Annotated in this window: 23 protein-coding genes; 8 read left to right on the top strand and 15 right to left on the bottom strand. The window is 46.5% G+C overall.

Annotation, left to right across the window (positions count from 1 at the left end; all coding sequences use genetic code 11):
- Positions 1-110 precede the first annotated feature (110 nt).
- Positions 111-497, bottom strand: coding sequence for a hypothetical protein (locus tag BGO59_RS25805; protein ID WP_293688429.1), 387 nt, complete (start codon positions 495-497; stop codon positions 111-113).
- A 90-nt stretch (positions 498-587) separates the two neighbouring features.
- On the opposite strand from BGO59_RS25805, the gene nadC reads away from it, so the two are divergent.
- Entirely contained in the window at positions 588-1,421 is an 834-nt protein-coding gene (gene nadC, locus BGO59_RS25800) for a carboxylating nicotinate-nucleotide diphosphorylase (RefSeq protein ID WP_293688427.1), read from the top strand.
- 78 nt (positions 1,422-1,499) lie between these two features.
- Here the strand turns inward: nadC and BGO59_RS25795 are convergent, their stop codons facing one another.
- Both BGO59_RS25795 and BGO59_RS25790 read right to left on the bottom strand, forming a co-directional pair.
- The gene (locus BGO59_RS25795; RefSeq protein WP_293688425.1) at positions 1,500-1,832 is read right to left on the bottom strand and encodes a hypothetical protein; all 333 of its coding nucleotides are present in this window, start codon (positions 1,830-1,832) and stop codon (positions 1,500-1,502) included.
- 240 nt (positions 1,833-2,072) lie between these two features.
- Entirely contained in the window at positions 2,073-3,053 is a 981-nt protein-coding gene (locus BGO59_RS25790) for a pyruvate dehydrogenase complex E1 component subunit beta (protein ID WP_293688424.1), read from the bottom strand.
- Positions 3,054-3,411: 358 nt separating this feature from the next.
- Here BGO59_RS25790 and BGO59_RS25785 point away from each other — a divergent pair, with 358 nt between their 5' ends.
- Positions 3,412-5,844, top strand: coding sequence for a TonB-dependent receptor (locus tag BGO59_RS25785; RefSeq protein WP_293688422.1), 2,433 nt, complete (start codon positions 3,412-3,414; stop codon positions 5,842-5,844).
- An 11-nt stretch (positions 5,845-5,855) separates the two neighbouring features.
- Here BGO59_RS25785 and BGO59_RS25780 read toward each other — a convergent pair whose 3' ends face one another.
- Together BGO59_RS25780 and BGO59_RS25775 are read right to left on the bottom strand one after the other, a co-directional pair.
- Positions 5,856-8,174: a two-component regulator propeller domain-containing protein gene (locus BGO59_RS25780; protein ID WP_293688420.1), complete on the bottom strand. Its 2,319-nt coding sequence runs from the start codon at positions 8,172-8,174 to the stop codon at positions 5,856-5,858.
- Positions 8,164-8,793 carry a thymidine kinase gene (locus tag BGO59_RS25775; RefSeq protein WP_293688418.1) on the bottom strand — a complete coding sequence of 210 codons (630 nt, stop codon included), beginning with the start codon at positions 8,791-8,793 and terminating at the stop codon, positions 8,164-8,166. The genes BGO59_RS25780 and BGO59_RS25775 overlap by 11 nt, the downstream gene beginning before the upstream one ends.
- Positions 8,794-9,001: 208 nt before the next feature.
- Between BGO59_RS25775 and BGO59_RS25770 the strand changes: the two genes are divergently transcribed.
- Both BGO59_RS25770 and BGO59_RS25765 read left to right on the top strand, forming a co-directional pair.
- Entirely contained in the window at positions 9,002-10,264 is a 1,263-nt protein-coding gene (locus BGO59_RS25770) for a hypothetical protein (protein WP_293688416.1), read from the top strand.
- 152 nt (positions 10,265-10,416) lie between these two features.
- On the top strand, positions 10,417-12,495 hold the full coding sequence (locus BGO59_RS25765) for a helix-hairpin-helix domain-containing protein (protein WP_293688415.1): 2,079 nt from the start codon (positions 10,417-10,419) through the stop codon (positions 12,493-12,495).
- A gap of 116 nt (positions 12,496-12,611) precedes the next feature.
- On the opposite strand, the gene BGO59_RS25760 is transcribed toward BGO59_RS25765, so the two are convergent.
- Together BGO59_RS25760 and BGO59_RS25755 are read right to left on the bottom strand one after the other, a co-directional pair.
- Positions 12,612-13,358, bottom strand: coding sequence for an ABC transporter ATP-binding protein (locus BGO59_RS25760; RefSeq protein WP_293688413.1), 747 nt, complete (start codon positions 13,356-13,358; stop codon positions 12,612-12,614).
- Positions 13,359-13,451: 93 nt separating this feature from the next.
- A complete protein-coding gene (locus tag BGO59_RS25755; protein WP_293688411.1) occupies positions 13,452-14,183 on the bottom strand; it encodes an ABC transporter permease in 732 nt (243 codons plus the stop codon).
- A gap of 151 nt (positions 14,184-14,334) precedes the next feature.
- On the opposite strand from BGO59_RS25755, the gene BGO59_RS25750 reads away from it, so the two are divergent.
- Both BGO59_RS25750 and BGO59_RS25745 read left to right on the top strand, forming a co-directional pair.
- Positions 14,335-15,009, top strand: a complete 675-nt coding sequence (locus tag BGO59_RS25750) for an SDR family oxidoreductase (protein ID WP_293688409.1) — start codon at positions 14,335-14,337, stop codon at positions 15,007-15,009.
- Between the two features lie 153 nt (positions 15,010-15,162).
- Positions 15,163-16,077, top strand: coding sequence for an ROK family protein (locus BGO59_RS25745; protein ID WP_293688407.1), 915 nt, complete (start codon positions 15,163-15,165; stop codon positions 16,075-16,077).
- Between the two features lie 102 nt (positions 16,078-16,179).
- Here the strand turns inward: BGO59_RS25745 and murB are convergent, their stop codons facing one another.
- The gene (gene murB / locus BGO59_RS25740) at positions 16,180-17,208 is read right to left on the bottom strand and encodes a UDP-N-acetylmuramate dehydrogenase (RefSeq protein ID WP_293688405.1); all 1,029 of its coding nucleotides are present in this window, start codon (positions 17,206-17,208) and stop codon (positions 16,180-16,182) included.
- 120 nt (positions 17,209-17,328) lie between these two features.
- Between murB and BGO59_RS25735 the strand changes: the two genes are divergently transcribed.
- Both BGO59_RS25735 and gmd read left to right on the top strand, forming a co-directional pair.
- A complete protein-coding gene (locus tag BGO59_RS25735; RefSeq protein WP_293688403.1) occupies positions 17,329-17,916 on the top strand; it encodes an SPOR domain-containing protein in 588 nt (195 codons plus the stop codon).
- 82 nt (positions 17,917-17,998) lie between these two features.
- Positions 17,999-19,111, top strand: a complete 1,113-nt coding sequence (gene gmd, locus BGO59_RS25730) for a GDP-mannose 4,6-dehydratase (RefSeq protein WP_293688401.1) — start codon at positions 17,999-18,001, stop codon at positions 19,109-19,111.
- A gap of 84 nt (positions 19,112-19,195) precedes the next feature.
- Here gmd and BGO59_RS25725 read toward each other — a convergent pair whose 3' ends face one another.
- The 7 genes from BGO59_RS25725 to BGO59_RS25695 form a co-directional block, all read right to left on the bottom strand.
- A complete protein-coding gene (locus tag BGO59_RS25725; RefSeq protein WP_293688399.1) occupies positions 19,196-20,719 on the bottom strand; it encodes a Do family serine endopeptidase in 1,524 nt (507 codons plus the stop codon).
- A gap of 194 nt (positions 20,720-20,913) precedes the next feature.
- Complete coding sequence (locus BGO59_RS25720; protein ID WP_293688397.1) at positions 20,914-21,360, bottom strand: Hsp20/alpha crystallin family protein; 447 nt, start codon at positions 21,358-21,360, stop codon at positions 20,914-20,916.
- Between the two features lie 249 nt (positions 21,361-21,609).
- The gene (gene rnc / locus BGO59_RS25715) at positions 21,610-22,371 is read right to left on the bottom strand and encodes a ribonuclease III (RefSeq protein ID WP_293688395.1); all 762 of its coding nucleotides are present in this window, start codon (positions 22,369-22,371) and stop codon (positions 21,610-21,612) included.
- A gap of 3 nt (positions 22,372-22,374) precedes the next feature.
- Positions 22,375-23,625, bottom strand: coding sequence for a beta-ketoacyl-ACP synthase II (fabF, locus tag BGO59_RS25710; RefSeq protein ID WP_293688393.1), 1,251 nt, complete (start codon positions 23,623-23,625; stop codon positions 22,375-22,377).
- Between the two features lie 93 nt (positions 23,626-23,718).
- The gene (locus tag BGO59_RS25705) at positions 23,719-23,958 is read right to left on the bottom strand and encodes an acyl carrier protein (protein ID WP_018617787.1); all 240 of its coding nucleotides are present in this window, start codon (positions 23,956-23,958) and stop codon (positions 23,719-23,721) included.
- Positions 23,959-24,160: 202 nt separating this feature from the next.
- Positions 24,161-25,009 (bottom strand): TIGR01459 family HAD-type hydrolase, encoded by an 849-nt coding sequence (locus BGO59_RS25700; RefSeq protein ID WP_293688384.1) that lies wholly within the window; start codon positions 25,007-25,009, stop codon positions 24,161-24,163.
- 44 nt (positions 25,010-25,053) lie between these two features.
- Positions 25,054-25,320 (bottom strand): helix-turn-helix transcriptional regulator, encoded by a 267-nt coding sequence (locus BGO59_RS25695; RefSeq protein WP_293688382.1) that lies wholly within the window; start codon positions 25,318-25,320, stop codon positions 25,054-25,056.
- Between the last annotated feature and the right edge of the window lie 521 nt (positions 25,321-25,841).

Genomic DNA, 25,841 nt, shown 5'->3' with positions numbered 1-25,841 from the left:
CAAACGCCTGTTTTGACATAAATTGATTTAGAACAAAAATTGCTTCAGCCAATCAGATTGACCGAAAAACGGATGGGTACTGACAAAAAGGAAGAAGCCCCTGGTGAGAACTAGGGCGCATTGGTGGCAATATGGTGCCCGAAGACGTGCCTGAAATACGAGAAATAAAAATGCGGCAGGGTAAAGTGCTGAAGCAATACAACGCTCAGCAGCAGCAGAATCACAAGCGTCGGTTCGGGGAGCAGAAAAGCGGTCTGGCCCGATTCGCCTACTTTTATTGCGGGGGTAACGACCGCTTCAAATTGGGCCGCGCTCAGTTGGGCATTGGATGAAGATGCATCCGTCGCTTTGCCCGATTTCGACTGTTGGGCAACCGGCTTGGGCGTCACCAACTGCTTTGCCTGAGCGGTATTGCTATGCCCCCATATAGCTGTAAACAGCAGTAGGGTAGCCAGCATCAGGCTCGAAAAGCGTTGTATGACTCGCGGTTGGTTCATAAATTTCCTTAGCGGATGACAAATTTCGTACCAATTCGGGAGGAATGCAAGTAGTTTTCGGTTGAAAAAATAATCTGCTACCTTGCAACTATGAATCTGCATGAATTTATCAAATTGGCCTTAGCCGAAGATGTTGGCGATGGCGATCATACTTCCTTATCCACGATTCCGGCCGACGCCCAAAAACGAGCGAGGTTGCTTGTGAAAGAAGCGGGTATTCTGGCGGGCGTTGAGGTTGCCCAAGCCATATTTGCTGAAGTTGACCCAACGTTTGTGGTTGATGTGCTGATACAGGATGGAGCCAGCATAAAACCCGGCGATATTGTGTTGACTGTCAGCGGAAACGCTCGAAATATCCTGACAGCCGAGCGATTGGTTCTTAATTGTATGCAACGCATGAGCGGTATTGCAACGCACACACGTGAGTTAGTCAATCTGCTCGAAGGCACACGGGCGAAATTGCTGGATACGCGCAAAACCACGCCTAACTTCCGCATCTGCGAGAAAATGGCGACGAAGATCGGTGGAGCCGTAAACCACCGCTTTGGGTTGTACGACATGATTCTGATCAAGGATAATCATGTCGACTACGCAGGTAGTATCGAAGCGGCCATAACTAAAGCGGTTGCTTATTTGAAGGACACAGGCCGTTCGCTCCGGATCGAAGTAGAAACTCGCAATCGGGCAGAGGTGGAAGAGGTTTTACGGGTTGGGCAGGTCGATGTTATTTTGCTGGACAATTTCACCCCTGAAGGCATTCGTGAAATGGTCCGCCTGATCAATGGCCGATTCATAACTGAAGCGTCGGGAGGTATCGACGAAACGAATCTCAGGGCATACGCCGAAACAGGGGTTGACTTTATTTCGTCTGGGGCTCTGACACACCAGATCAAAAGCCTGGATTTGAGTTTAAAAGCATATTAAGGGTCGAAAATAGTCAGGGGCAAGAGTGGTCAGGCAGTGTATAGGTGCGATACGTGACCATATTGGCCCTGACTATTTTTATTTAGCTGGATTTTCATCGATCCCCAGGCGAGGTAAGGCTGGGTTCAGGATACGCGGAACAATTTTCAGTCGGAATACACGCAGTCCTGCCATTGTAAAATCGCAGCTATAAAAATCACGCTGCTTTACACCCCGATAAACGGCGGTATAATTAACCTTCGGTGGCCAGTTATTGAGTGCCAGTTCAGCCGTAATCGCATCGACCGCTTTCCGTAGGTTTGAGAAAAAAATTACGGTTGGTTCCCGTTGACGAAGGGTTGTCAATGAGCCAACATAATTGATCGTAACTTCATAAATTATCTTTCCTGTAGGCCTCACAGTAGCTGTCATTTTTGCCTTTTGATCTGATTTTCTAATAAATTTAATTAAAGAGTGGATAATTTGAAAAATTATTTAACTATTTTTCAAGGTGTGAACTAAAGACTCGGTAATGGCGTTTTACATACAATTGAGCTAATCAACTCCCGACTGTGAAAAACGGCCGGGATTTTTTATTGATATTAACCTATAAAGCAAAGGAGCGATAACCACTCAGGCTATCGCTCCTTTGCTTTATATAGCGTATGATGATTACTTCTTATACATCACCGATTCAACGGCCTGTAAGGTACGTTTTACGTTAGGCAGAATCGCTTCGATAAGCGTTGGTGCATAAGGAAGGGGTAAGTCCATGCTATTAACCCGAATGACCGGAGCATCCAGATAATCGAATGCGTTTCGTTGGATATTGTAGGTTAATTCCGACGAAATGGCTGCCAGCGGCCAGGCTTCTTCTACAATAACGCACCGGTTGGTTTTCTTTACCGAGCTGATAATGGTAGCATAATCGATTGGTCGAACCGAACGCAGGTCAATCACTTCAGCCGAAACACCATTTTTGGCCAGCTCATCAGCAGCCGCTAATGCCACTTTCATGATCTTACCGAACGAGACAATCGTTACGTCGTTGCCTTCCCGAACCACATTGGCCTGGCCAATCGGAATCAGATATTCTTCTTCAGGAACCTGCCCTTTATCGCCATACATCAGCTCCGACTCCATGAAGATAACCGGATCATTATCACGAATGGCTGATTTCAGCAGACCTTTGGCATCGTAGGGGTTCGAAGGAACCACGACTTTCAGGCCAGGTGTGTTGGCAAACCAGTTCTCGAAGTTCTGCGAGTGCTGCGACGACAGCATACCGGCGTTTCCGGTAGGGCCCCGAAACACAATCGGGCAGGAATATTGCCCGCCCGACATCGACATAACTTTAGCCGCTGAGTTAATGACCTGATCAATCGCCACCAGCGAGAAGTTGAAGGTCATGAACTCAATAATTGGGCGCAAGCCGTTCATAGCCGAACCAACACCAATGCCTGCGAAACCAAGTTCGGCGATAGGGGTATCGATTACCCGTTCTGCTCCGAATTCGTCCAGCATACCCTGGCTAACTTTGTAGGCTCCATTGTATTCGGCGACTTCTTCGCCCATCAGGTAGACCAGTGGGTCCCGGCGCATTTCTTCCGACATGGCCTCCCGTAGGGCTTCGCGGAACTGTATTTCTCTCATATTGAGTGCATTAATTTCGGTTAGTAACTTACCCAATTACACTACTGCATCGGGTGAGGGGCTAAAAATCAGCCAAAATTAGGCAAAATGCCCTGATTCGTCAAATCCGATCAAAAGCTTTCCCGGATCTTAAACCAGTACGCTTATAACGAAGGAAAAATTAGCTGGTTTGGTCTGTCTTTACCCATAGGCGAAACCACAATGCTGATTGAGTCAAGCTATTAATACAGTTCAGACAACGTCAATTGTTAAAGATTGTCAAAGAATGTTAACGAATCCTAATATCATCAACGGATGGTTTTTGTCGCACTACTTTTGCTCAGTAGCTAATTAGCCATCGCAGTTTAATTCTGTAGTTATGAAAAACCTTTGCCTGATTCTTTTTTATTTATCGCCTTGTCTTTCCTTTAGCCAGTCGGGTATAGGGCAAATTCGTGGGGTACTGATTGATTCACTAACGACCAAGCCTATTCCTTTCGCTACGGTAGCGCTTAAAACCGCAGATAATAAACTTATTACGGGTGTGACTACGAAGGAAAGTGGCGACTTCCTGTTTGAAAAAATTGCTGTTGGTGCCTATAAACTGGAAATTTCCTTTGTAGGGTATCGCACCAAACCATGGGAGCCTATCAAAATAACGACGGAGAAACCATGGATCGATTTAGGGCAAATTAAACTGGTCGCCGATACGCGGAATTTGAAGGAAGTAGCCGTGGTGGGGCAGAAAGCACTAGTTGAAGATAAAGGCGATCGACTGGTTTATAATGCAGAAAAAGATGCAACTAACACGGGCGGTACGGCCGCTGATGTGCTTCGTAAAGTGCCGATGCTTACGGTTGATCTGGATGGGAATTTAAAAATGCGGGGCAGTGGAAATATTAAAGTGCTGGTGAATGGAAAGCCGTCCAGTATTATGGCTCGTAATCTGGCCGATGCACTTAAACAGATGCCAGCCAACATTATTAAATCCGTGGAAGTCATTACGAGTCCTGGTGCCAAATACGATGCCGAGGGGTCGGCAGGGGTTATCAATATTATTACCAAGAAGGCTATTCAGGGAACAAATGGTACTGTTAATCTGACCGGGGGAAATTTAAATCGATCAATTGGTGGGAATCTGACAGTAAAAGGTAAAAAATTAGGTGTTTCGGTTTCATTGAATGGCGATCAGTTTCGCGGTATTGGCGAAACCAGCAGCACGCGTACGGCCCTCACGAACGGAATTCCGACCAGTATTTTAAAGCAAAGTACCTTTCGCGATAACATAGGAACGAGCGGTTACGGAGAATTGAGCCTTGATTACGATCCCGATACGACGAACCGAATCAATTTTTCGGCCAACGCTTGGGGTGGGACTTTCCCCAATAATAGCACACTAGATAGCCGCCTGACTGATATACAGGGAAATGTAGTGCAGGCTTATCATCGTGATATTCAGTTTCGAAATCCTTTTGGTAATACGGAGTTTAATCTTGGTTGGACCAAATCGTTTAAGAAGCCAGGGCGGGAGCTTTCGGTCTTGACACAATATGCCCGGATGCCTGACAACTATTACTATACCATCCAGCAAACCGGAATTGAATCGACGATACCGACCTATCTGGAACGAAGTACAAACCTTAGTCGTAACAATGAATACACGTTCCAGACAGATTACATCCATCCGTTGACGGCCCGGACGAAACACGATACGCTTAGTTTTAAACTGGAAGCTGGGGCCAAGTCAATCTTACGAAACATCGGAAGTGAGTATGTTATCGAACAGGCAACTACTGGACTAGAACAGGATTACAGGATTGATCCAAATCGATCCAGCGAGTTTACGTATAGTCAACGGGTTACGTCGGGGTATGCGTCGATGAAAATGGACTCAAAACGAAAGTGGAATCTAACAGCAGGGGTACGGCTTGAAAATACGTCTATACAAGGCGATTTTGTCACAACGCAAAGTCGATTCTCCAACCAGTATCAAAACCTGATTCCGAGTTTTACGCTGGCGAAAACCTTCTATAACAAGCATACTGTGAAGGTTAATTACACCCAACGGATTTCTCGCCCAATGATCTGGTACCTGAATCCATACAAAAACTACAGCGATCCCAAGAACGTACAGACGGGTAATCCATTTTTAAATCCCGAATTGACCCATGCCACAGAGGTCTCGTATAGCACATTTGGGAAAGAAGGTTCTTCATTCAATGCGGCTTTATTCTGGCGTCAGACAAACAACTCCATCGAATGGCTGACAACGGTCGATGCGCAGGGTACAGCCTTATCAGCACCACAGAATATTGGGCGAAATGCCAGCTATGGCGCTAATATGAGCTTTACCCTTCAGCCTAATAAACAGACCAATATCAGCCTGAATGCTGATCTTACGTATGTCGATTTAACAAGCGTTGCGCTTAATCAGCGCACCAGCGGTTGGGTCTGGAGCGTTGGGCCTAATGCGTCGTATAAATTACCCAAAGATTTCACCTTGCAGGCGAATGGCTACGTTAATTCAGGATGGATTTCGCTACAAAGCCGTAATTCGGGCTGGTATTATTACGGCCTGTCGGCAAAGAAAGAATTCATGGATAAGAAAATCACGCTGACACTCAACCTCAATAATCCATTCAACCGAAGTAATCGGCAAACTGGCGAGCAGTTTGCACCTACTTTCACGGCACAAAATACGTCGCTGTTTGTCAACCGCTCGGTACGCTTAACCTTGAGCTATAAGTTTGGCCAGATGAGTTCGGGAGGTAAGCAGAGCAAAAAAATAAGTAATGACGATGGCCGTCGGTAGCATGGCCTTTCCTAGCGAACCACGGCAAGTTTACCCGCCAGCCCCTCTGCACCATCTTTTGTAACGACAACAATCAGATAAATGCCCGTTTGTGCCTGACGACCTTGATAGTCGATCAGATTCCAGGTAGCGGTTCCGCCCTGTGAGCGGGTTTCATAGACCAGTTTGCCACCTGCGTCAAGAATTTTTACGGTTGCATTCTCTGTAAGGCCCTGTATGCCCACGTTGCCCGAGAAGTCAGGTCGGACCGGATTCGGGAAAATAGTAATGTTGGTCAGTACATCGGTAGGCTCGGTGGCTGGTGTCTGATACGAAACCAGGCCATTGGGCGTCTGAACAAAGAGTGCCCCACGCGTAGGTTCAATGGCTAACGCCTGAATGGTATTGCTGGGCAATGGGCTATTGTCGGCCGTGAATGTGTCCAGTAACTGTGATCCGTCGGGGGCAACATGATAAATGCCTTTTTGCGTACCGATCCATTTTCGATTGCCGCCATCGACTGCGATTGCCGTAATCTGTTCGTTGGCCAACAGCCGACGTCGATTCAGAATAGGCGGCTGGGCATCAATAACCGCATCGAACGCGCCCGCTGGATTGTCGAAAAGGGTTGGGCCTAAGTCGGTGCCTACCCAGATAACTCCATTCCGGTCTTTTACCAGAGCACGAACGCTGTTGGTGAGTAATCCGCCCTGTCCTGTTTGCGTCGTCAAGTAACGACTACGATTGGTTTGAGGATCAACAACCAGCAACCCCCCGCCGACATCAGGCCGAAGCCATAGAAACCCGTTGTCGTCGGGAACAATCTGAAGAATATTGGTTTGCGTGACAACAGGGAACGATTGGAAGGTGCCGTCGGGCTTACGTACATGCAACGTAGCCGATTGTGATGAAGTCGTCCGTCCAGTTGTTATCCACAAATTGCCTTCCGAATCGGTTGCCAGGCTACTGATAAATGGGCTAATCGTAGCCGGAAGCGTAACGGGTGTTGGTAGTTGATCGCCCGACTGGCTCCATAGCCCGGCACCAAACGTGCTTACGTAAAGACGCTGCTCAGATGGGAGGTAGGCCGCAGCGTTAAAACCACGAGCCAGGCCATTGGTTGAAGGAGCTACCCAACGGTTATTCGTAACCAAAAAGGCCTCATAGGGAGGCTGGTTTGTTGACAGGGTTGTTGCATCCAGCGGCCCCGTGGGTAATGTTATGAGCGTTTGCGGATAGGTGTAAAGACCTACATACTGATCGCGGGTAGGGCCTTCAGGAGCAATGCGCTGAAATTGACCTGTAGAGCCATACAGTAAACCATTCTGCGTATCGGCTACCCAAACGTTGGTACCATCGGCAACCACTTCACGAGGGTTGGTTAGGAGGGGGCCAGTAAATGTTACTGGATTCGGAAGAAGAATAGATTGACTGGTAGCGACTATAGGGCCTGCTGCCGATGGAAATAAGCGAATGATTGGGTCCGTGCTGGAACGGAACAACACCCAGGAGCCATTATTTTTCAGATAAATTCCGGTACCATTTACAGAAACATAAAGACGGTTCTGGTCAACAATCAATGAACTCATCATTGCGGCAGGTTCTACCACATTTCGCCAATTAGCTGGGTCAACGATATTTACATTGGCTGCAAATCGGATCGAGCGAAGGCGAAACCCCATATCAGTAGCCCGTATAGGTCCAGTCAGTGCATACAGGCTGTCGGTAGTCGCTACAGTCTGGTAAATGGCAAGGGGCGTGCCGTCGGTACGTTGGCTGAAATAGGTATCCTTGATTTCATGCTTGATCAGGTCTAAAACAGCCAGGCCGAAATCGGTACTAAGGTAAGCGTTGTTGCCAATGCGATTGATGTGATAAATAGTTCTGGCGGATGGTAGGGTAGAAGCCGCTACAATGGTGTTGACATTACTAACCGCTCCGGGCTCTCCATCATTGGTCAGCGTCATGAAATCAAGGTTCCCGCTCCGATAGGCAATCAGTAATGTGGATTGATCGGCCAGATATAGAAGTCGACTGATACCGGCGTCACTAAGCCCCGAATTCTTGGTTAAGCTGGTTGTCTCCTGTGTAACCTTGTCATAATAAAAGAAGCCGTTTTGCGTAGCAGCGTAGACTTTATTGCCAACTACGGCTACCGACTGCCCCGATTGGTAACTGACATGCGTTTGCCAGGTGCCAATCTGCGCAAATGAATAATGAACAATGAAAAATGGACAATAGATAATGAATAATGAACAATGAAAAAGCGATAATGAACGTGAAGGCCATTTATACGAAACGAGATAACTTATCCATTTTTCATTCGCCATCACTACTAGTTCATTCGTCATTCTTAACGTCTTCGTAGGCCCATTCCTTTCGTACGGCATCGTCGCCCAGGTTAAAACACCGGCGACAACGGGCTTCGTAGCTATCGGTTTCGCCCAGGAGTACCCGCTCCTGCGAAGGCACAAGCCTGTAAGAGTACTGGGCAATGTCGCCACAAACTACGCAAATAGCATGTACTTTTGTAACATATTCGGCTATTCCCATAAGCTGAGGCATGCAGCCAAATGGATTGCCAGCAAAGTCCATGTCGAGCCCAGCCACGATAACTCGTTTGCCCTGATTAGCCAGCTCATTGCATATGGAAACGATTTCTTTATCAAAAAATTGGGCTTCATCAACGCCAACTACTTCGCAATCACCAGCCAATAATAAAATTTGGCTCGCTGTTTGCACAGGAGTAGAATGAATCGCAACGGCCGAGTGCGAAACAATATTTTCTGCGTGGTAGCGGTTGTCCAGAGCAGGCTTAAAAATCTGCACCTTTAGCTTGGCAATCCGGGCACGGTTAAGTCGTCGGATTAGCTCTTCCGTTTTTCCGGAAAACATCGATCCACAGATGACTTCAATCCAGCCAGTGCGTAGATGGGGTGGGTCACGTCGGCGGGAAGGTTCAATAAACATGAGTAAACGATAAAAACGTAACGACTATAACCTACTTGTACCTTAAACGTATATGAATTCCCGGCAAGGACATTGCTTCATATATCCTCACGGATTGCCCGTTGTCGGACTAAATTATGGATTACAGCCCGCAGCATTTGATTTCTTCAGTGACAACAGTCGGTTTGTGGCTGAAAGCTATATATTTACAAAACAAAGGCTTTTCCTAATGTCGAACAAGTTTAACGCGAACGCTCTTTCTGAATATAGCAAGTCCTATGCTCGCCGGATTGCTGCTGATTTTTATCAACAGCATACGACGATCAATGGTCAGCAAATCATGTCGTTAACGCCCATTAATCAGATAAACTTATTTATAATCAGTAGTTTATCTGATAAGTGGCAAGCTGATGCCGAAAAATTCAGAAGCCCTTATTTCGACTTTACGAACGAAGAAGTACAGGAGGCATTACAAAACTTCATGAACGTTGTTTCGCAGTATATATCTGTTCGACGCGAACATCTCGAACCCTTACTGGCCGATGCTGTCCGACGCACGATTATCATGATTTTTGACCCTCGTGCCTACTTTGATGATGTATTGCGGAGCCAGCCCGACTTTACGGTAACAGCGGCTGCCATGAAGCAAATCACGCGTTACACGAAAATAAACCAGTTTATTCCGACGTACATTACGCAGCGAATGAACGGGAAATCGTTCATCTATGTGAATCAGGCGTTGATTTATCTGGATGAAGCGCTAACTCAGAAAGGAAGTGAACTGGAGCCATATGATAAGTTTGTGGCTCTCTTTTCGGAAAAGCTCCCCATGACCGTGTCTACTTTACTTCGAAGTCATGTTCATGATAGTTTATTAGCTACGCCGACCCGTTCATTTTTCGATACAGCCACCGAATCGTCGATACCACCTGCCCCGTTGGTACCTGCCGAATCGGTTCCCGAAAGTGAAGCTCCACCTGCTGTAGCGCCCCAGCCTGATCCTGTGCCTGCTACTGATCGCTTAGAAGCAGGTAGCGTTGCTGGGCCTATGTTTCTCTCTGGTTCGTCGGGTCCTGAACCAGTAGCGCCCATCAGCCAACCCTCGCAGTTGGAAACCGGAGCAATCAGTCAGCCTATAACAACCGAAGTTAAACCCGGTATCGTGCCGAATGATGCACCAGCAACACTCAATGATACATTACGGGAAACAGCAACGACAGAACCAGCAACGGTTGCCGAGACATTCCACCGGGCACCTATCGAAAGTGTAGCCCGCAGTATATCACTGAACCAGAAGTTCCGGTTTATCAATCAGCTTTTCAGTGGTAATTCCAACGCCTATAATCAGGCTGTTGACGAGATCGATAAGCTGAGCAATTATGGGGAGGCACTAGACCTGATCTCCTATCGTTATGCTTCGCAATACATGTGGGACATGAGCAGTGATGAAGTTAGTGAATTGGTCGAAATTTTAAAACGCCGGTTCGCGTAGTTTCTAGGCGTAAGTATCTTTTTTGCTGGGTAATGTATCTTTTGGGGCGCCTGTTCGTCCAATAGATTGCCGGGCTTTGGGAGCGGTTTATCAATCCAGCTCATCAGCAGCGGTAATTTATTGCGATTGTTGAACCGGACTTCCAAACGATTTTGCGAACTGTTTACCTGCTCTGTTTAGCCGGATGGTTAGCGTCGTCGGCTGCTTTTTCACAAACCAGCACACCCCAACATCGAGATGCTGATATAAGTCGGTATATACAGGATCTTTTCCCTGTCCAAACAGAGGGGGTTGATTATCAGGCTATCTATGATGCGCTCACACAGCTCTATGCCAATCCAATCGATCTTAATACGGCTACGCGCGACGAACTGGAAGCTACGTATCTTCTCTCAGAACGTCAACTAACCAGTTTAGCCACTTATCGGGCTGACTTTGGGGATTTACTGTCAATTTATGAGCTTCAGGCAGTACCTAACTTCGACCTGGCTACAATCCGACGTTTGCTCCCTTTCATAACCGTAGCAGGCAGTCGGGGTTTGTTAGGCGCTTTGCCCACGCCTACTGATAATTACCTGATTGCCCGTTATGAACGTGTGCTGGAAGAACAGAAAGGGTTTTCAGAAGCAACGCCCGATAAAAAAGGAAACCTGCCTACCCGTTATGTAGGCGATGCCAGCCAGTGGTATCTACGATATCGTTACAGTCGTCCCCGTGCTTTTAGTTTCGGACTAACTCTGGAAAAAGACCCCGGTGAGCGGATCGATTGGCAACCCGAAAGCCGGCGTTATGGAGCCGATTACGTTTCATTTCATGCTCAGCTTCAAAATCGAGGGCGTTGGAAAAGCATCCTGTTGGGTGATTATCAATTGCAGGTAGGGCAAGGTTTGGTTCTATCAGCGGGTTTTGTACTTGGAAAAAGTGCCGAAACAGTTCAAACCGTTCGTCGCCCAACGTTGGGGGCTCGTCCATACACATCCTTGACGGAAGTTGGGTACTTTCGGGGCATAGTGGCTACCTATGCGTTGAATCGACGTCTTACTATGACCTTGCTGGCTTCGCGAATTCGTCGGGATGCTAACGGGGATAGCTCAGGTATTGGCCTTGTTGCTACTTCACTACAAACCTCGGGCCTTCACCGAACGCAGTCTGAACGAGACGATCAGGGTAGTTTGATGGAAACCAACCTAGGTGCTCATCTGCTTTACCAGAATCGCCATCAACTACAGCTTGGTCTTACGCTGTTAAGCACTACCTACGATCTATTTTTCCAGAAGCGTAGTCAGGCTTACAACGCGTATGAGTTCACAGGTACGCATAATCTGGTGGTGGGCGTACATGGGGGATACATCTGGCGAAACTGGAATCTATTCGCTGAATTGGCCCGGAGTAGTGGCTCGGTTACAAATTCAGGGGGTATAGGGTTGGTAGGTGGAGCTTTGGTTAGCCTGACTAAAAAATTAGATATGGCGGTCGTTGTGCGGCATTACGACCGAAATTTTCATAGCTTTTACGGAAATGCATTCAGCGAGGGCAGCCGGAATATAAACGAAGAGGGGGCCTACCTGGGATTAAAATATACCATTTACCGGAAACTGACCGTAGGCGGCTTTGTGGATTATTTCAACTTCCCCTGGCTGAAATATCTGGTCGATAAGTCCTCAAACGGCTTCGATTATTTGCTTCAGGTTCGATACACCCCCAATCGGCAAACCACGTTTTATGGCGTGTATCACGAAGAACATAAGCAGAAGAATCTGACGGTAGATAAAAGGAAAGATGTAGTCGGTACTACCCGTAGAAGCTACGCACTGAATGCCGAATACACCTTGGTACGGGGTTTGTCATTGCGGTCGCGCATACAGTGGGGCAGTTTTGCGTATGCAGGTCAACCTACCTCCAATGGATTCACGTTGGCGCAGGACGCTACGTGGGACTACCGACGAGTTAGCCTTAGCGGACGAATCGCTTTATTCGGAACGGACGATTACGACAGTCGACAATATGTGTACGAGCGTGATGTGCTCTATGCGTTTTCGTTTCCGGCTTACTTTAATTATGGTGTTCGCCATTATTTGCTGGCGCAGTACAATCTGAGTCGCCATCTGGATATTTGGGTGCGCTGGGCCAGAACGAACTATACTAACCAGACCACCGTAGGCTCCGATTTGGATCAGATTAGTGCTCCGCACAAAACGGAGGTGAAGCTACAGGCCCGATGGCGGTTTTAACCGATTCACCAATAAAACGTTTATCTCTACCTAAATGACCCATCTTTAGACGATGAAGAAAGTCAAATTGGACGACTTCCACAAAGAAGCGCATCTGACCGTCCACAATCAGCCTGTCATTTCTCCATTTCCCGAATCAGTTTGTTGGCGTTGATGAATTCGTTTAGTTCAGGAACGTGCGACTGCGTAAGGGTTGTACTATTGCCTTCCCACAATTTTTCGCCCTGGTATAGAAACATGATTTTCTCTCCGATTTCCATCATCGAGTTCATATCGTGCGTGATGACGACAGTCGTGATCTTAAACTCGTCGGTGATTTCAGAGATGAGCTGATCAATCTTGATTGAGGTGAGCGGATCAAGGCCGGAGTTGGGTTCATCACAGAATAAATATTTGGGATTCAGGACGATGGCTCTGGCAATGCCAACCCGTTTCTTCATGCCCCCACTGATTTCAGAAGGCATCCGATCGGCTGCTTCGGCAAGACCTACCCGGCGCAGGCATTCATGAGCACGATCCAGTTTTTCACTTTCGGCCTGTTCGGTAAGCATATCGAGCGGGAACCGAACGTTTTCAAGTACAGTCTTCGAATCGAACAGGGCAGATCCCTGAAACAGAACGCCCATCTCCCGGCGGATGGCTTTTTGCTGATTCAGGTCACTTTCCAGAAAATTACGGCCATCGTAGAGAACCTCGCCCGAATCAGGCTTTACCAGCCCAATCATGCACTTTAATAATACGCTTTTACCTGTGCCGCTACTGCCAATGACCAGACTCGTATCGCCCTGTTTGAACGTACCGCTGACGCCCGCCAGAATCTGACGACCACCAAAGGACTTCGCTATATTTTTGATTTCAATCATCGGTTCAATGATTGAATGCCTGAATGATTGAATGATTGAATGGCTTTATTCAGCCCTCTTAATTCAATCATTCAATCACTCAATCATTCAAAATTACGTGAGTAACATCTGTGTTAGAATAAAATCGGCGGCTACGATCGCTACGCAACTGTTGGTTACGGCTGCCGTAGAGGCTGCGCCAACTTCGAGTGCTCCTCCGCTTACATTGTACCCTCTGTAGGCCGAAATCGTGGAGATCAAAAAGGCAAAGACTACGGTTTTAATAAGAGCAAACGCGACGCCGAATGGCTTGTACTCAAAACGAAGGCCCGATATATAATCTTCTGAAGAAATAACCCCGGCCAGCGTTCCGGCAATGTATCCACCTAGTATCGCCAGAAAACCAGCCATAATTACCAGTAAGGGAAACATCAGTACAGAAGCAATCACTTTGGGTAGTACCAGATAGGAACTGGAATTGATGCCCATTACCTCCAGAGCGTCGATCTGTTCCGTAATGCGCATCGTACCCAGTTCACTGGCAATATTCGAGCCCACTTTTCCGGCTAGTACAATGCAGGATAAGGTGGGCGCTAATTCCAGAATCGAACTGTCGCGGACAATAAGCGCGATAATATTTTTTGGAACGAACGGATTGGTGAGATTATAAGCCGTCTGTACGCAGGTGACAGCACCAATAAACGAGTTAACAAGCGCTACAATAAAAATTGACCCAACCCCAATATTGGTACACTCGTTGATAATGAGGCCCATATAAACGCGGAATTTCTCCGGGTTACGGAACAGGGTACCCAGAAAGATAAAATAACTGCCTAATCGTGACATAAATCAGTGGCCAGAACCGTAGACGAATACAGTGAATGATAGTCATTCGAAACAACCCTCGTAAAGATAGAATGGTTTCTGACGTAACTTGCGCCGTAGGCTAAACCGCCTGTATTCTGCACCGGAAAATGCCTGACATAGCTTTTTTTACATGAATCCACTACTTGTTGTTACGGGAGGAACCAAAGGGATTGGTCGGGCTATTGCCGATCGATTTATAACAGAAGGGTTCGATGCGGTCGTCTGTGCCCGATCAGTTGAAGGGGTAGAAGGGCCTGGTCTGCTACCTTTTGCCGCTGATCTATCGAATCGTTCGGGTGTAAATGCTTTGTTGACTTACATTCAGTCGTTGGGTCGCCCAGTCGATGTGTTAGTAAATAATACCGGGATATTTTTGCCGGGCGAAATTCATCAGGAAGCTGAAGGGACCTTTGAGACGCTGATGAATACGAACGTGGCCAGCGCTTACCACCTGACGCGTGGGCTGGTTGGGGATATGATTTCGCGTCGGCAGGGACATATTTTTATGATGTGCTCTACAGCCAGCATTACAGCCTATACGAATGGTGGGTCTTACTGCATTTCAAAATTTGCTCTGCTGGGCATGAGCCGGGTCTTGCGCGAGGAATTGAAACCCCACGATGTGAAAGTTACGGCTATTTTGCCGGGTGCAACGCTTACGGCTAGCTGGCAGGGGACCGATTTGCCCGAAGAGCGATTTATGAAAGCTGAAGATGTCGCTAACAGCGCCTGGGCAGCTTATTCGTTGTCAAAAAATGCTGTGGTTGAGGAGATTCTAATCCGCCCCCAACTTGGCGATATTTAAGATTTACGGCCAATTATGATTCATTGAGGACAAAGTATGCTTAAACTCCTTAACCCTGATGGCTATTGACTGACCACTCTTTCGTAACTTGCACGCTCTTCATCGTTCTTGTACACTGACCATTATTCATTGTTAAACTGATTATTGCTACGAATGGCTTCCGTTGAGTATTTAGGTATTGACGTTGGCGGCACAAACGTCAAGATGGGCATTGTCGATGCCAATACGGGTAAAATTTCAAACTTCTACAGCCACGACACCATCAGTTGGCGCGAATCGGGCCACTTTATCGAGCGCTTTGGCGATGCCGTTGCCCTTCAGCTGTTAAATAACAAAGACGTAAAAAAAGTAGGTATTGGTCTGCCCGGCATGCTGAATCGTGAGCGGACGATCCCACTCGAAATTACGGCGATTCCAGAAATTAATGGAGAGCCGATGGTTGAGCTGCTGACCAAGCGCTTTCCTGGCATTCAGTTTTTTCTGGCGAACGATGCTAACGCTGCTGCTTTAGGCGAGTATTATTTTGCCGAAGAGCGTATTACCGAAAACTACATCTTCATCACACTAGGCACGGGTGTTGGTGGAGCGGCTATCATTAATAAGAAAATTTTTACCGGGGGCGATGGAAACGCTATGGAGCCGGGCCACATTCCTTCGCGGAATGGTCGGGTACTGGAACGTAACATCGGAAAGGTAGAATTGCTCCAACTGGCTAACGAGCGCCGGAAAAGCTATACTGGCGAAACCCATTTGCCTGACGATGGTAATATTTCGACCACTGGATTAGTAGCGGCTGCCGCAGAAGGCGACGAACTGGCCCTGCAAATCTGGACGGAAGTAGGTGAAATGCTAGGTGAAGGCTTAGCCGCCCTGATTAAGGTTCTGGATATTAAACAGGTACTGATTGGTGGAGGATTATCAGCTTCCTTCGATTATATTTTACCTGCTGTGAATAAAACGCTCGATTACTGGCTGAATCCGTATTATAAAAACGGCTTGAGCATCAAACGGGCCACGCTCGGTAACGATGCCGGTTTGCTGGGTGCTGCATCGCTTTGTTTTGAATAAGCTAAATCACTGAAATAAGCGCGTAAAAAAGTAGAGCCGTGAGTGAAAGTAGGCGAAAAACTACTTCATTCACGGCTCTACTTGTATGAACGCTATAAGGATCTACCTGATAACATTAACTTCAGGTGATATTGTAATGCCATATTTTTTCTGAACAGATTCCTGTACCTGTTGAGCAAGGGCCAGAATCTGGTTCCCCGTCGCTTTGTCGTAATTGACTAGGACAAGTGCCTGTTTAGCATGAACACCTGCGTCGCCCGATCGATGACCTTTCCAGCCAGCCTGCTCAATAAGCCAGCCCGCGGGAACCTTCACAAAGTCATCGTTGACGGGATAGCCTGGTAAGGTTGGGTACTCTGTTTTAAGCTGGTCGAACTGAGCCTTAGGGATTTCCGGATTTTTAAAAAAACTACCTGCATTACCAATTTGAGCCGGATCAGGAAGCTTACTTCGCCGAATGTGGATCACGGCTTCACTGATGGCCTTTATCGATAGATTGTCTTCCGAAACGCCCATGTCAGCCAGTGTCTCCTGAATGGCACCATAGCGCGTATGAAACGTTGGCACCTTGTCGAGTCTTAGTGTAACGCTGGTGATAATATATTGACCTTTAAGCTCACGTTTGAAAACACTCTCGCGATAGCCAAATGCACAATCAGCATGGGTAAACGTTCGGGTATGCCCCGTCTGAATATGTACGGCCGTTAATGAGTCGAATACTTGTTCTAACTCAACGCCGTAAGCACCAATGTTTTGCATAGGGGCTGCACCCACTGTGCCCGGAATAAGCGATAAGTTTTCAATTCCTGCATAGCCCTGATCGACACAGTGCATAACCAGTTGGTGCCAGTTTACGCCCCCACCCGCTTTTACATACACATGCGTATCATCTTCCCGCACCACATCGATACCCTGGAGGCTTATTTTAATAGCCAGTCCATCGAAATTCTGGCAAAGAAGTACATTACTGCCTCCACCGAGAATTAATTTAGGGGTATTGAGAAATTCTGCTAGTTGAAGCAACGTTTGGAGGTCGTCCTCGTTACTAATGTCGACCCAATAGCGTGCGCTGGCGTCAATCCGAAACGTATTATACGGTTTTAGCGACACGTGGCTCTGTATACTCAGCATGTATTCGACTTGATAAGAGCCCAAAATTAACTAAAATCCAGCATGGGTTTATACCGGAATATAAAGGGGTAAGCAATCGAAAGAATAAAATGGCTATTTTTGCATCACATGGAATAAGATATGTACAATAAATTAGGAACGTTACTGGTGCTTAGTGTACTGACAATATCGGGCTGTGCCAGTAGTCGTTCGGTCTCGTCAGGTAGTTCGGCTGTCGATTATAACAGCTATAACGAAGATTTAGCCTCCGTGCGACCTATATATAATCCGAATCCGGTTTCCTCTACCCCAACAACGAATCGCTCTACTAATCCGACAACCAATCCAACAAATGCTCCTCGTCGGACAGACACCCGAAAACCGAATACACCTATCGAAGCTTTACATATAAATCGTAAACTTGACCTGGTGCTGGATACAATAGCCACCCAAAATAGATCAATACGATATGCGCCTGGTTATCGGATTCAGGTTTATGTAGGTAATCAGCGTCAGGAAGCAGAAGCGGCCAAGTTGCTGATTTCTCAGAATTTTCCAGAACTTAGCCCTTACCTTACCTATAATCAGCCAACTTATAAACTAAAAGTAGGCGACTTTATGCGTCGCTTAGATGCGGAACGGTATTATTCATCGATTCACAGATTTGTGTCATCAGCCCAGTTGCAACCCGACAAGGTGGATATTCGGCGTAGCCTATTAATAAAGTAATTTAAGATTTAGATAAATAGATGTTAACTTAGAAGCTAATGTGTAAACTTTGCACGTGCTTCAACCTAGATTGTAAGAATTTATGAAAAAAGCGTTAATTACCGGGATTACAGGACAAGACGGTGCCTATTTAACAGAGTTATTGTTAGCAAAAGGGTATGAAGTACACGGTATCAAGCGCCGTAGCTCGTTATTCAACACGCAACGGATTGACCACCTGTATGAAGATCCGCATGAGAAGAAAGTACACCTGAAGCTCCACTATGGTGATCTTTCTGATTCGACCAATGTCATTCGAATTATTCAGGAAGTTCAGCCCGACGAGATTTATAACCTCGGCGCTATGTCGCATGTGCGGGTAAGTTTCGACGAGCCTGAATATACGGCTCAGGTGGATGGTATCGGTACGCTACGGATTCTGGAAGCGGTTCGTTTGCTGGGCTTAACTAAAAAGACACGCATTTATCAGGCTTCTACATCTGAGTTGTATGGCGGGGTTCAGGGACATGCTCAATCAGAAACAACGCCATTCTACCCTCGTTCGCCCTACGCAGTTGCTAAACTATATGGCTACTGGATTACGGTCAACTATCGGGAAGCATATGATATGTTTGCCTGTAACGGGATTTTGTTTAACCACGAATCACCACTACGGGGCGAAACGTTCGTGACGCGTAAAATTACCCGTGCCGTTGCCCGTATTGGCTTAGGCTTGCAGGATAAAGTATACATGGGGAATCTGGATTCACTGCGTGACTGGGGGCATGCCAAGGATTACGTAGAAGCTATGTATCTGATTCTGCAACAGGACAAACCCGAAGATTACGTTATCGCTACGGGCGTAACGACCAGCGTTCGTGATTTTATTCGGATGGCGTTTGCCGAAATTGGTGTTGAGCTGGCTTTTTCGGGCGAAGGTGATGCTGAAGTCGGTACTGTGGTTAGTTCAACGAATCCTGACTTCCCCGTTGAAATCGGTAAAGCCGTCGTTTGCATTGATCCTCGCTATTACCGGCCAACCGAAGTAGATCTGTTACTTGGTGACCCAACCAAAGCGATGACGCAACTGAACTGGCAGCCTAAATATGATTTGCCTGCCCTTGTGAAGGATATGATGATGGCTGATATTGACCTCTTCCGTCGCGATCAGCTTCTTGCCAGAAGTGGACACCAAATTCTGAATTATTACGAATAGATTTTAAAAAACGGTCAAAATGAAAACGGTCAAAAGGATTTAAACCCTTTTGACCGTTTTCATTTTGACCGTTTTGCTTTTGTCTTATACAGGCACCGCGTAGTAGTACATCCGTGAGCTATTGGGGTACATGCCGATCAGCATCAAGCCTTCCCCTTCTTTTACGCTCGACATAATGGTTTGAAGGTCTTTTGTCGTTTTAACGTTTTTACCATTCGCTTTTACGATAATGAATCCTTCTTCTACATCCGTTTCGGCCAGTTTACCATCGGTGATTTTCTTCACTCGAACACCACCACTGATACCTAACTGTTTGGCATCCTGAGCCGACAGGTCTTCAAATTGCGCGCCCAGCGAGTTCAGCGAAGTGGCTGATGGCGTAATGTCGGTTTTCTTGATAATGTCACGACCACCATTCCGGTTGCGAAGCTCTACTTTAAAGTCACGCTCGGTGCCATCACGGTTAACGGTTACAGTCAGAACATCACCTGGGCGACGACGACCGATGATTTCACGCATCTGAGCATCTGAATCCAGTGGTTGGCCTTCCATTTTTGTGATAACGTCACCTTTTTTCAGGCCAGCAGCTTCGGCAGCACCGTTGTCAACTACTTGATCAACGTAGATACCACGACCAACTTTAACATTCTTCTCTTTGGCGACCGTGCTGTTTAGCTCAATTGGTAGGATACCAATATAACCGCGTTGCACGTTGCCGTATTTCAGCAGGTCGGCTGATACTTTCTTAACCAGCGATACAGGAACGGCGAAGCCATAGCCACTGTAGTAGCCCGTTGCCGAAGCGATGGCTGAGTTAATGCCAACCAGTTCACCGCGCAGGTTTACCAGTGCACCACCCGAATTACCAGGGTTGATAGCGGCATCCGTCTGGATAAACGCTTCTACTGGCGAGTCAGGTTTTGCATCATTTTTATTGATGTTCTGATCCAGAATACCAATTCGACGGCCTTTAGCACTTACAATACCAGCCGTTACCGTCGATTCCAGGTCAAGTGGGTAACCAACTGCCAGTACCCATTCGCCTAATTTCAGTGCGTCTGAATCACCCAGCGTAATGGCAGGCAGGTTGTTTGCATCTACTTTAATGACTGCCAGGTCAGTAAGTGGGTCGGTACCAATAACTTTCGCTTTAAAGCTACGCTTGTCGGTCATAATTACTTCGACCTCGTCGGCATCCTGCACTACGTGATTGTTTGTAACGATATAACCATCTTTACTGATGATCACGCCCGATCCCGAAGCCTGTCCTTGTTGCCGGCGAGGCTGCCGCTGTCCACCGCCAAAGGCATCGTCGCCAAAGAACTCCCGGAAAATATCAGGGACTTGTTGTTGACGTACAGTGCGGGTCATTGTAGTCCGAATGTGTACAACCGTTGGGGTCACTGCTTCGGCAGCAGTCGAGAAATCACCCGGGGTAGCCATAGGACCACCTGGCATTGATGCTAAACGACCTGTGATCGCCTGAATGGGCGACGATTCGTTAAAGATTACGTCCCGGTTGTTGAAACCCAACAGGTGGTAAGCGGCCAGCGTTATGCCACTCGAAAATAGAGCTATTAACGCTATTAATTTCCAGTTGCTTTTCATGATTGATTGGGAAATCTAATTGCTTTCTTTTTGTGTTAGAATTATTGTTTACTCTGCCTGTATAACGGAAAGGAGCTTCTGAAAAATCCGGGTAATGTGTGTCCTTAACAAAATTTAACAGGGCTTTGTTAAAGGGCCTTTAAGTTAGTAAAAAGCCTGTAAGATTTTCCCACAGGCTTTTTATTAAAGTTGGATTAACCACCGATTTCAATTTGACGAGGTGGCTTTACTTTGGCCTCTTCACGTTTCGGAATGTCGATTTTCAAAATACCATCCGTGTAGGTTGCCTGAATCCTATCGGCGTCAACGGAGGTAGGCAGGGTGAACGTCCGCTGAAACGAGGAATAGCTAAATTCCCGACGCGTATACTTTTCAACTAGCTTCTCCGACTCTTCCGTTCTGGTCTCCTGCGACCCTGAAATAGTTAGGTTGTTGTGATTTAGGTGCAGCTTAAAGTTTTCTTTCTTCAAACCAGGCGCTGCTACCTCAATTCGAAAACCATCCTGATGCTCGGCTACGTTTACTGCCGGAACATGGGTGAAGTCAGAATGGCTTGTGTTAAAAAAGTCGTTCACATCGCGGCCAAAAAAGTTTTCGATCAACGACGGAAAGTTGCTGTTCGTGCGCACTAATGTACTCATGACTTTCTTTGGTTTTGTGTTAGACGATACGTTAACTAATTCAGTTAATCCTTTTTCAAACAACATGCCAATAGAAAAATCATAACAAATCCGGTCATTTTGACATTTATTCGGCAAGTAACTAAAGCCACTACCAGACAATTTGACCCGAAAAATGACAGGAGTACAAAGTCAACGTCGGTTGGTTTGCCCAAACAGCGTTGGCCTTCCGAGTCAGCGAATTAAGAAAAATTGGAGAATAATGCAGGCTTATTTGATAGCCAGCAGCTCAAACGCTTTCTCAGCGGCTGCCTGCTCGGCTTTTTTCTTGCTGTAACCACTACCCGTCGAGAATGGCTCATCATCAACAAGTACCTGGGCAATAAATTCGCGGAAGTGGCTATTGCCTTTTTCGGAGACAATCTCAAAGCGAATCTCTTTGCCTTCGCGTTGCGCCCATTCGATCAGACGGCTTTTAAAATTACCGTTGTTCTGAACGACCGACTCAATATCATAATGAGATAATAGGTTCTTCAGAATAAATCGGCGGGAAAAACGAAAGCCCTTATCCAGGTAAATAGCACCAACTAATGCTTCGAGCGCATCGCCATACATCGACGTACGGGCGGGAAGACTTCGTGTACGGCTTCCATCGTATTCAATGAGCTGGTCGAGGCCGATTTTTCGGGAAATACCGTTCAGCGTTTCTCGATTAACAATGCGAGAGCGAATTTCTGTTAGGAACCCTTCGTCTTTGTAGGGGTATTTTTTGAACAGGAACTCGGCAATAACCATCCCCAGAACGGCATCACCTAAGTATTCTAATCGTTCATTCGATTCCCGGAACCCTTCAATCGCTGTGGCCTTCGAAGCGGATGTATGACGCAATGCCAGTTGGTACAAACCCAGGTTGGATGGACGGGCCCCAATGATATGACCAATGGACCGGCGTAAATTTTTACGCGGATCTTTGTGGCCAGACCGGAACCACGCGAAGGGATTGAATAAACTACGTGGCAAAGCGAGTTGCACGACTCAGCTAAGTTTACGGAAAATGACGATGGCGTTGTGGCCTCCAAACCCAAATGCATTGCTCATAACAGTCGTCATCGGACGAGCTTGAGCTACATTGAAGGTCAAATTGAAGCGCGGATCAATTTCATCGTCGTTGGTGAAGTGATTAATTGTCGGCGGAACGATTTGGTGTTCCAATGCTTTAATACAGGCGATAGCTTCAACGGCTCCGGCAGCACCTAGCAGGTGTCCTGTCATAGATTTGGTTGAGCTGATATTCAACTTGAATGAATGTTCGCCAAACAGTTGATGGATCGCTTTCAATTCCTGCGGGTCGCCAATAGGCGTTGACGTACCGTGCGTATTGATGTAATCAATCTCTTCTGGTGCAATACCAGCATCATTCAAGGCATCCTGCATGGCCAGAAATGCGCCTAAGCCTTCAGGATGCGGAGCGGTAATATGGTAAGCGTCCGACGACATACCACCACCTATTAACTCTCCATAAATTTTAGCGCCCCGAGCCTGAGCGTGCTCATACTCTTCCAGAATGATAGAGCCTGCGCCTTCTCCCATTACAAATCCGTCGCGATCTTTGTCGTACGGGCGTGAAGCTGTTTGAGGAGAGTCGTTCCGTTCCGATAGAGCCCGATTGGCATTGAAACCACCAATACCGGCTTTCGTAACGGCTGCTTCCGAACCACCAACTACACACATATTGAGCCGACCCAATCGAATGTAGTTGAAGGCATCAATAATGGCGTTATTGGTTGAAGCACAGGCCGAAACTGTTACATAGTTGGTTCCCCGGAATCCGTAGCGCATCGAAATTTGTCCTGATGCACTGTCGGCAATCATGCGGACAATGAAGAAGGGGTTAATACGGGGTGTACCGTCGCCTTTGGCGTAGTCGATCATTTCATCCTCGAAGGACTTAAGACCACCGATACCTGATCCCCAGATAACGCCGATTTTATTTTTATCGAGCGTATCGAGATTCAATCCGGCATCCCGAACGGCTTCGTCGGTAGCGATGAGTGCATAATGCGTAAATGCATCCATCTTACGGGCTTCCTGCCGGGGAATATACTGAGAAACGTCCAGCCCTTTTACTTCGCAGGCAAATTGCGTACGAAACTTGCTGGCGTCAAACTTCGTAATGGGACCGGCCCCGCTTACACCGGCGGCCAAGTTGTTCCAATAAGTGGTTACATCATTGCCAATGGGTGTCAACGCACCGAGGCCGGTCACTACTACTCGCTTGAATGTCATACAGATTAGACTGCGTAATGAAAAAGAAAAACAACGCCAAGCTAGTTTATGTTGGCGCTGGCTTTCAGGAACTAAATTGCTTTCGGCTACGACTTATTTGCCGATGTGTTTTTCGAGATATTCGATAGCTAAACCCACCGTAGAGATTTTTTCAGCCTCATCGTCTGGGATAGGTAGATTGAACTCTTTTTCAAATTCCATGATCAGCTCAACCGTATCAAGCGAATCGGCACCAAGATCGTTGGTGAAGCTTGCTTCCGGCGTAACTTCTGATTCTTCAACACCTAGTTTCTCAACAATGATATTCTTAACTTTTTGTGCAATGTCCGACATTTTCGTAGTCTGTTCTAGTTAAAAAACTGCGCAAAGAAACGTATTTACCTTGGTATTATCAAACAATTTTTTAGGATGTAAATCGTTTCGTATAGCGACTCTGATTGTTCTATGTTTTTGATAAACAGTTCGTTATTGGTGAAAAAATGGTCAATGAACCGTCTGTCATAAAAAGCCTGAAATCGGCAAAAACTAGCAAAGTTTACCGTATAACTACCGATTTACAGACGTAAGTAGGAATAATGCCTGTACTCCTAATCTGTACTTCAACATCCTGTGGCTGGGTGTTTCCGGTTAAGACCAGAGCCGTATCGAGTCCAAATTTATTACCCCCCAGAATATCCGTTTTCAAAGTGTCGCCGACCATCAGAATATCTCGTTTACTAATATTGGCTGCATTGTCGAGCCGCTCATAGGCGAACATGAACAGTTGCGCGTCGGGCTTGCCGAATCGAATGAATTGCTTACCAACAATACCTTCAATCATTTTGGCTACCGCGCCAATGGCTATTGAAATACGGTTTTTTGAAACAGGATAAGTTGCATCCGTATTGGCTACAATAACGGGAATATTTCGCTTTCGGAGCAGATTAACGGTTTTAGTCAAGTCGGTATTCCAGTCAAAACCTTCATCGTCGAGCAGGACAAGGGCATTAATATCGTCGATTTCCTTCAAATCAAGATGGCTGATAGGAAGCGTCGTTAACCCCGTTGTTTGCAGATAATGGGCCGACTTTTCGGTACCGAGGTAGGCTACGGTTCCATTATGCACTTTCAGATCGAGGTACTCGCGGGCAAGCATCCCCGACGAGATAATACGTTCGGGAGTAATGGCGTAGAATCCTTGCCGATAGTAGGATTCGGCCAGTTCGTGAGGCCCTCGCGACGCGTCGTTGGTCAGAACATAAAAATCTTTACCATTTTCCCGAAGCCAGTCGAAGGTCTTTTCAATGCCAGGTAAAATCCCTTCTGAGTTTTTCAAAACGCCGAACGCATCGAAGAAAATGACTTTGTAGTTAGTTGCTACGGTTTTGAAATCAATTAGTTGCATATGGCAACGAATATAAGGCTATGAAAGCTATGATTTGCCATATCTTATTCTCTTTTTGCCAATCTATCTTTAAAACTTGAGTTTGTTAATAGGTATGCATATAGCTCAGTTAGGTCTTTCTGCATGAGGTCGGTAATGGTAATTCCATAGAAAGTAGCCAATTGCTGAATGCGGTCTATATCCAATCGGGTATTTCCATTTTCGAGTTTGTGATAGGCCGACTGGGTTATGCCTAGTTCATACGCAATGGCTTCCTGCGTATACTGTGCAAACTCACGAAGTTTACGGATGCGAATTTTTAGGTCGATCATAAAATAGTGACAAGATAGGGCGTAATCCGTCATAGACGGATTACGCCCTATCTTGTCACCTAAATCTGCTTAAAAGTTTGCAAATGCACTTTTTGTTAGATAGGAATAATTCCTAAAAGTTATAAGATTATTCTAAAATGGAATTGGAAGAAATTTAAGCCTATTAGATTTTTGCCTCAACCAATCGTTGCACGCCCATTGGCCCGGGACAGATGAGCAAGTGGGGGGTTGGGAGACGATGAAAAATTACATCTATGAAAACAACTTTTTTCAAGCGATTGCTGGTGTCTGGATTGCTGGTTAGCTTGCCTCTATTAGGGTTCTCTCAGGCAGTATGTAAGGTGCATGGTGCACGGTATCCATCTGGTCTCATAATCTATTGGACTACTTGTAATAATCCTGAAAGCAATACTTGGTGGCTCGGTATTGGATAGTTAAAATAGTCGACACGTCGTTTACCGCGTTATTATAACTAAAATAGCTAGTCTCCAGATGAGCATGTTCAGCTTTTCTGGAGACTA

The organism is Spirosoma sp. 48-14, from assembly GCF_001898575.1.
In the GTDB taxonomy this organism is placed as follows: domain Bacteria; phylum Bacteroidota; class Bacteroidia; order Cytophagales; family Spirosomataceae; genus Spirosoma.
This window is presented reverse-complemented; position numbering and strand designations above follow the sequence as displayed.

What these genes read in the sequence shown, in the direction of transcription:
- BGO59_RS25805 (WP_293688429.1), bottom strand. Translation starts at nt 497, where the DNA reads ATGAACCAACCGCGAGTCATACAACGCTTTTCGAGCCTGATGCTGGCT.
- nadC (WP_293688427.1), top strand. Translation starts at nt 588, where the DNA reads ATGAATCTGCATGAATTTATCAAATTGGCCTTAGCCGAAGATGTTGGC.
- BGO59_RS25795 (WP_293688425.1), bottom strand. Translation starts at nt 1,832, where the DNA reads ATGACAGCTACTGTGAGGCCTACAGGAAAGATAATTTATGAAGTTACG.
- BGO59_RS25790 (WP_293688424.1), bottom strand. Translation starts at nt 3,053, where the DNA reads ATGAGAGAAATACAGTTCCGCGAAGCCCTACGGGAGGCCATGTCGGAA.
- BGO59_RS25785 (WP_293688422.1), top strand. Translation starts at nt 3,412, where the DNA reads ATGAAAAACCTTTGCCTGATTCTTTTTTATTTATCGCCTTGTCTTTCC.
- BGO59_RS25780 (WP_293688420.1), bottom strand. Translation starts at nt 8,174, where the DNA reads ATGACGAATGAACTAGTAGTGATGGCGAATGAAAAATGGATAAGTTAT.
- BGO59_RS25775 (WP_293688418.1), bottom strand. Translation starts at nt 8,793, where the DNA reads ATGTTTATTGAACCTTCCCGCCGACGTGACCCACCCCATCTACGCACT.
- BGO59_RS25770 (WP_293688416.1), top strand. Translation starts at nt 9,002, where the DNA reads ATGTCGAACAAGTTTAACGCGAACGCTCTTTCTGAATATAGCAAGTCC.
- BGO59_RS25760 (WP_293688413.1), bottom strand. Translation starts at nt 13,358, where the DNA reads ATGATTGAAATCAAAAATATAGCGAAGTCCTTTGGTGGTCGTCAGATT.
- BGO59_RS25755 (WP_293688411.1), bottom strand. Translation starts at nt 14,183, where the DNA reads ATGTCACGATTAGGCAGTTATTTTATCTTTCTGGGTACCCTGTTCCGT.
- BGO59_RS25750 (WP_293688409.1), top strand. Translation starts at nt 14,335, where the DNA reads ATGAATCCACTACTTGTTGTTACGGGAGGAACCAAAGGGATTGGTCGG.
- BGO59_RS25745 (WP_293688407.1), top strand. Translation starts at nt 15,163, where the DNA reads ATGGCTTCCGTTGAGTATTTAGGTATTGACGTTGGCGGCACAAACGTC.
- murB (WP_293688405.1), bottom strand. Translation starts at nt 17,208, where the DNA reads ATGCTGAGTATACAGAGCCACGTGTCGCTAAAACCGTATAATACGTTT.
- BGO59_RS25735 (WP_293688403.1), top strand. Translation starts at nt 17,329, where the DNA reads ATGTACAATAAATTAGGAACGTTACTGGTGCTTAGTGTACTGACAATA.
- gmd (WP_293688401.1), top strand. Translation starts at nt 17,999, where the DNA reads ATGAAAAAAGCGTTAATTACCGGGATTACAGGACAAGACGGTGCCTAT.
- BGO59_RS25725 (WP_293688399.1), bottom strand. Translation starts at nt 20,719, where the DNA reads ATGAAAAGCAACTGGAAATTAATAGCGTTAATAGCTCTATTTTCGAGT.
- BGO59_RS25720 (WP_293688397.1), bottom strand. Translation starts at nt 21,360, where the DNA reads ATGAGTACATTAGTGCGCACGAACAGCAACTTTCCGTCGTTGATCGAA.
- fabF (WP_293688393.1), bottom strand. Translation starts at nt 23,625, where the DNA reads ATGACATTCAAGCGAGTAGTAGTGACCGGCCTCGGTGCGTTGACACCC.
- BGO59_RS25705 (WP_018617787.1), bottom strand. Translation starts at nt 23,958, where the DNA reads ATGTCGGACATTGCACAAAAAGTTAAGAATATCATTGTTGAGAAACTA.
- BGO59_RS25700 (WP_293688384.1), bottom strand. Translation starts at nt 25,009, where the DNA reads ATGCAACTAATTGATTTCAAAACCGTAGCAACTAACTACAAAGTCATT.
- BGO59_RS25695 (WP_293688382.1), bottom strand. Translation starts at nt 25,320, where the DNA reads ATGATCGACCTAAAAATTCGCATCCGTAAACTTCGTGAGTTTGCACAG.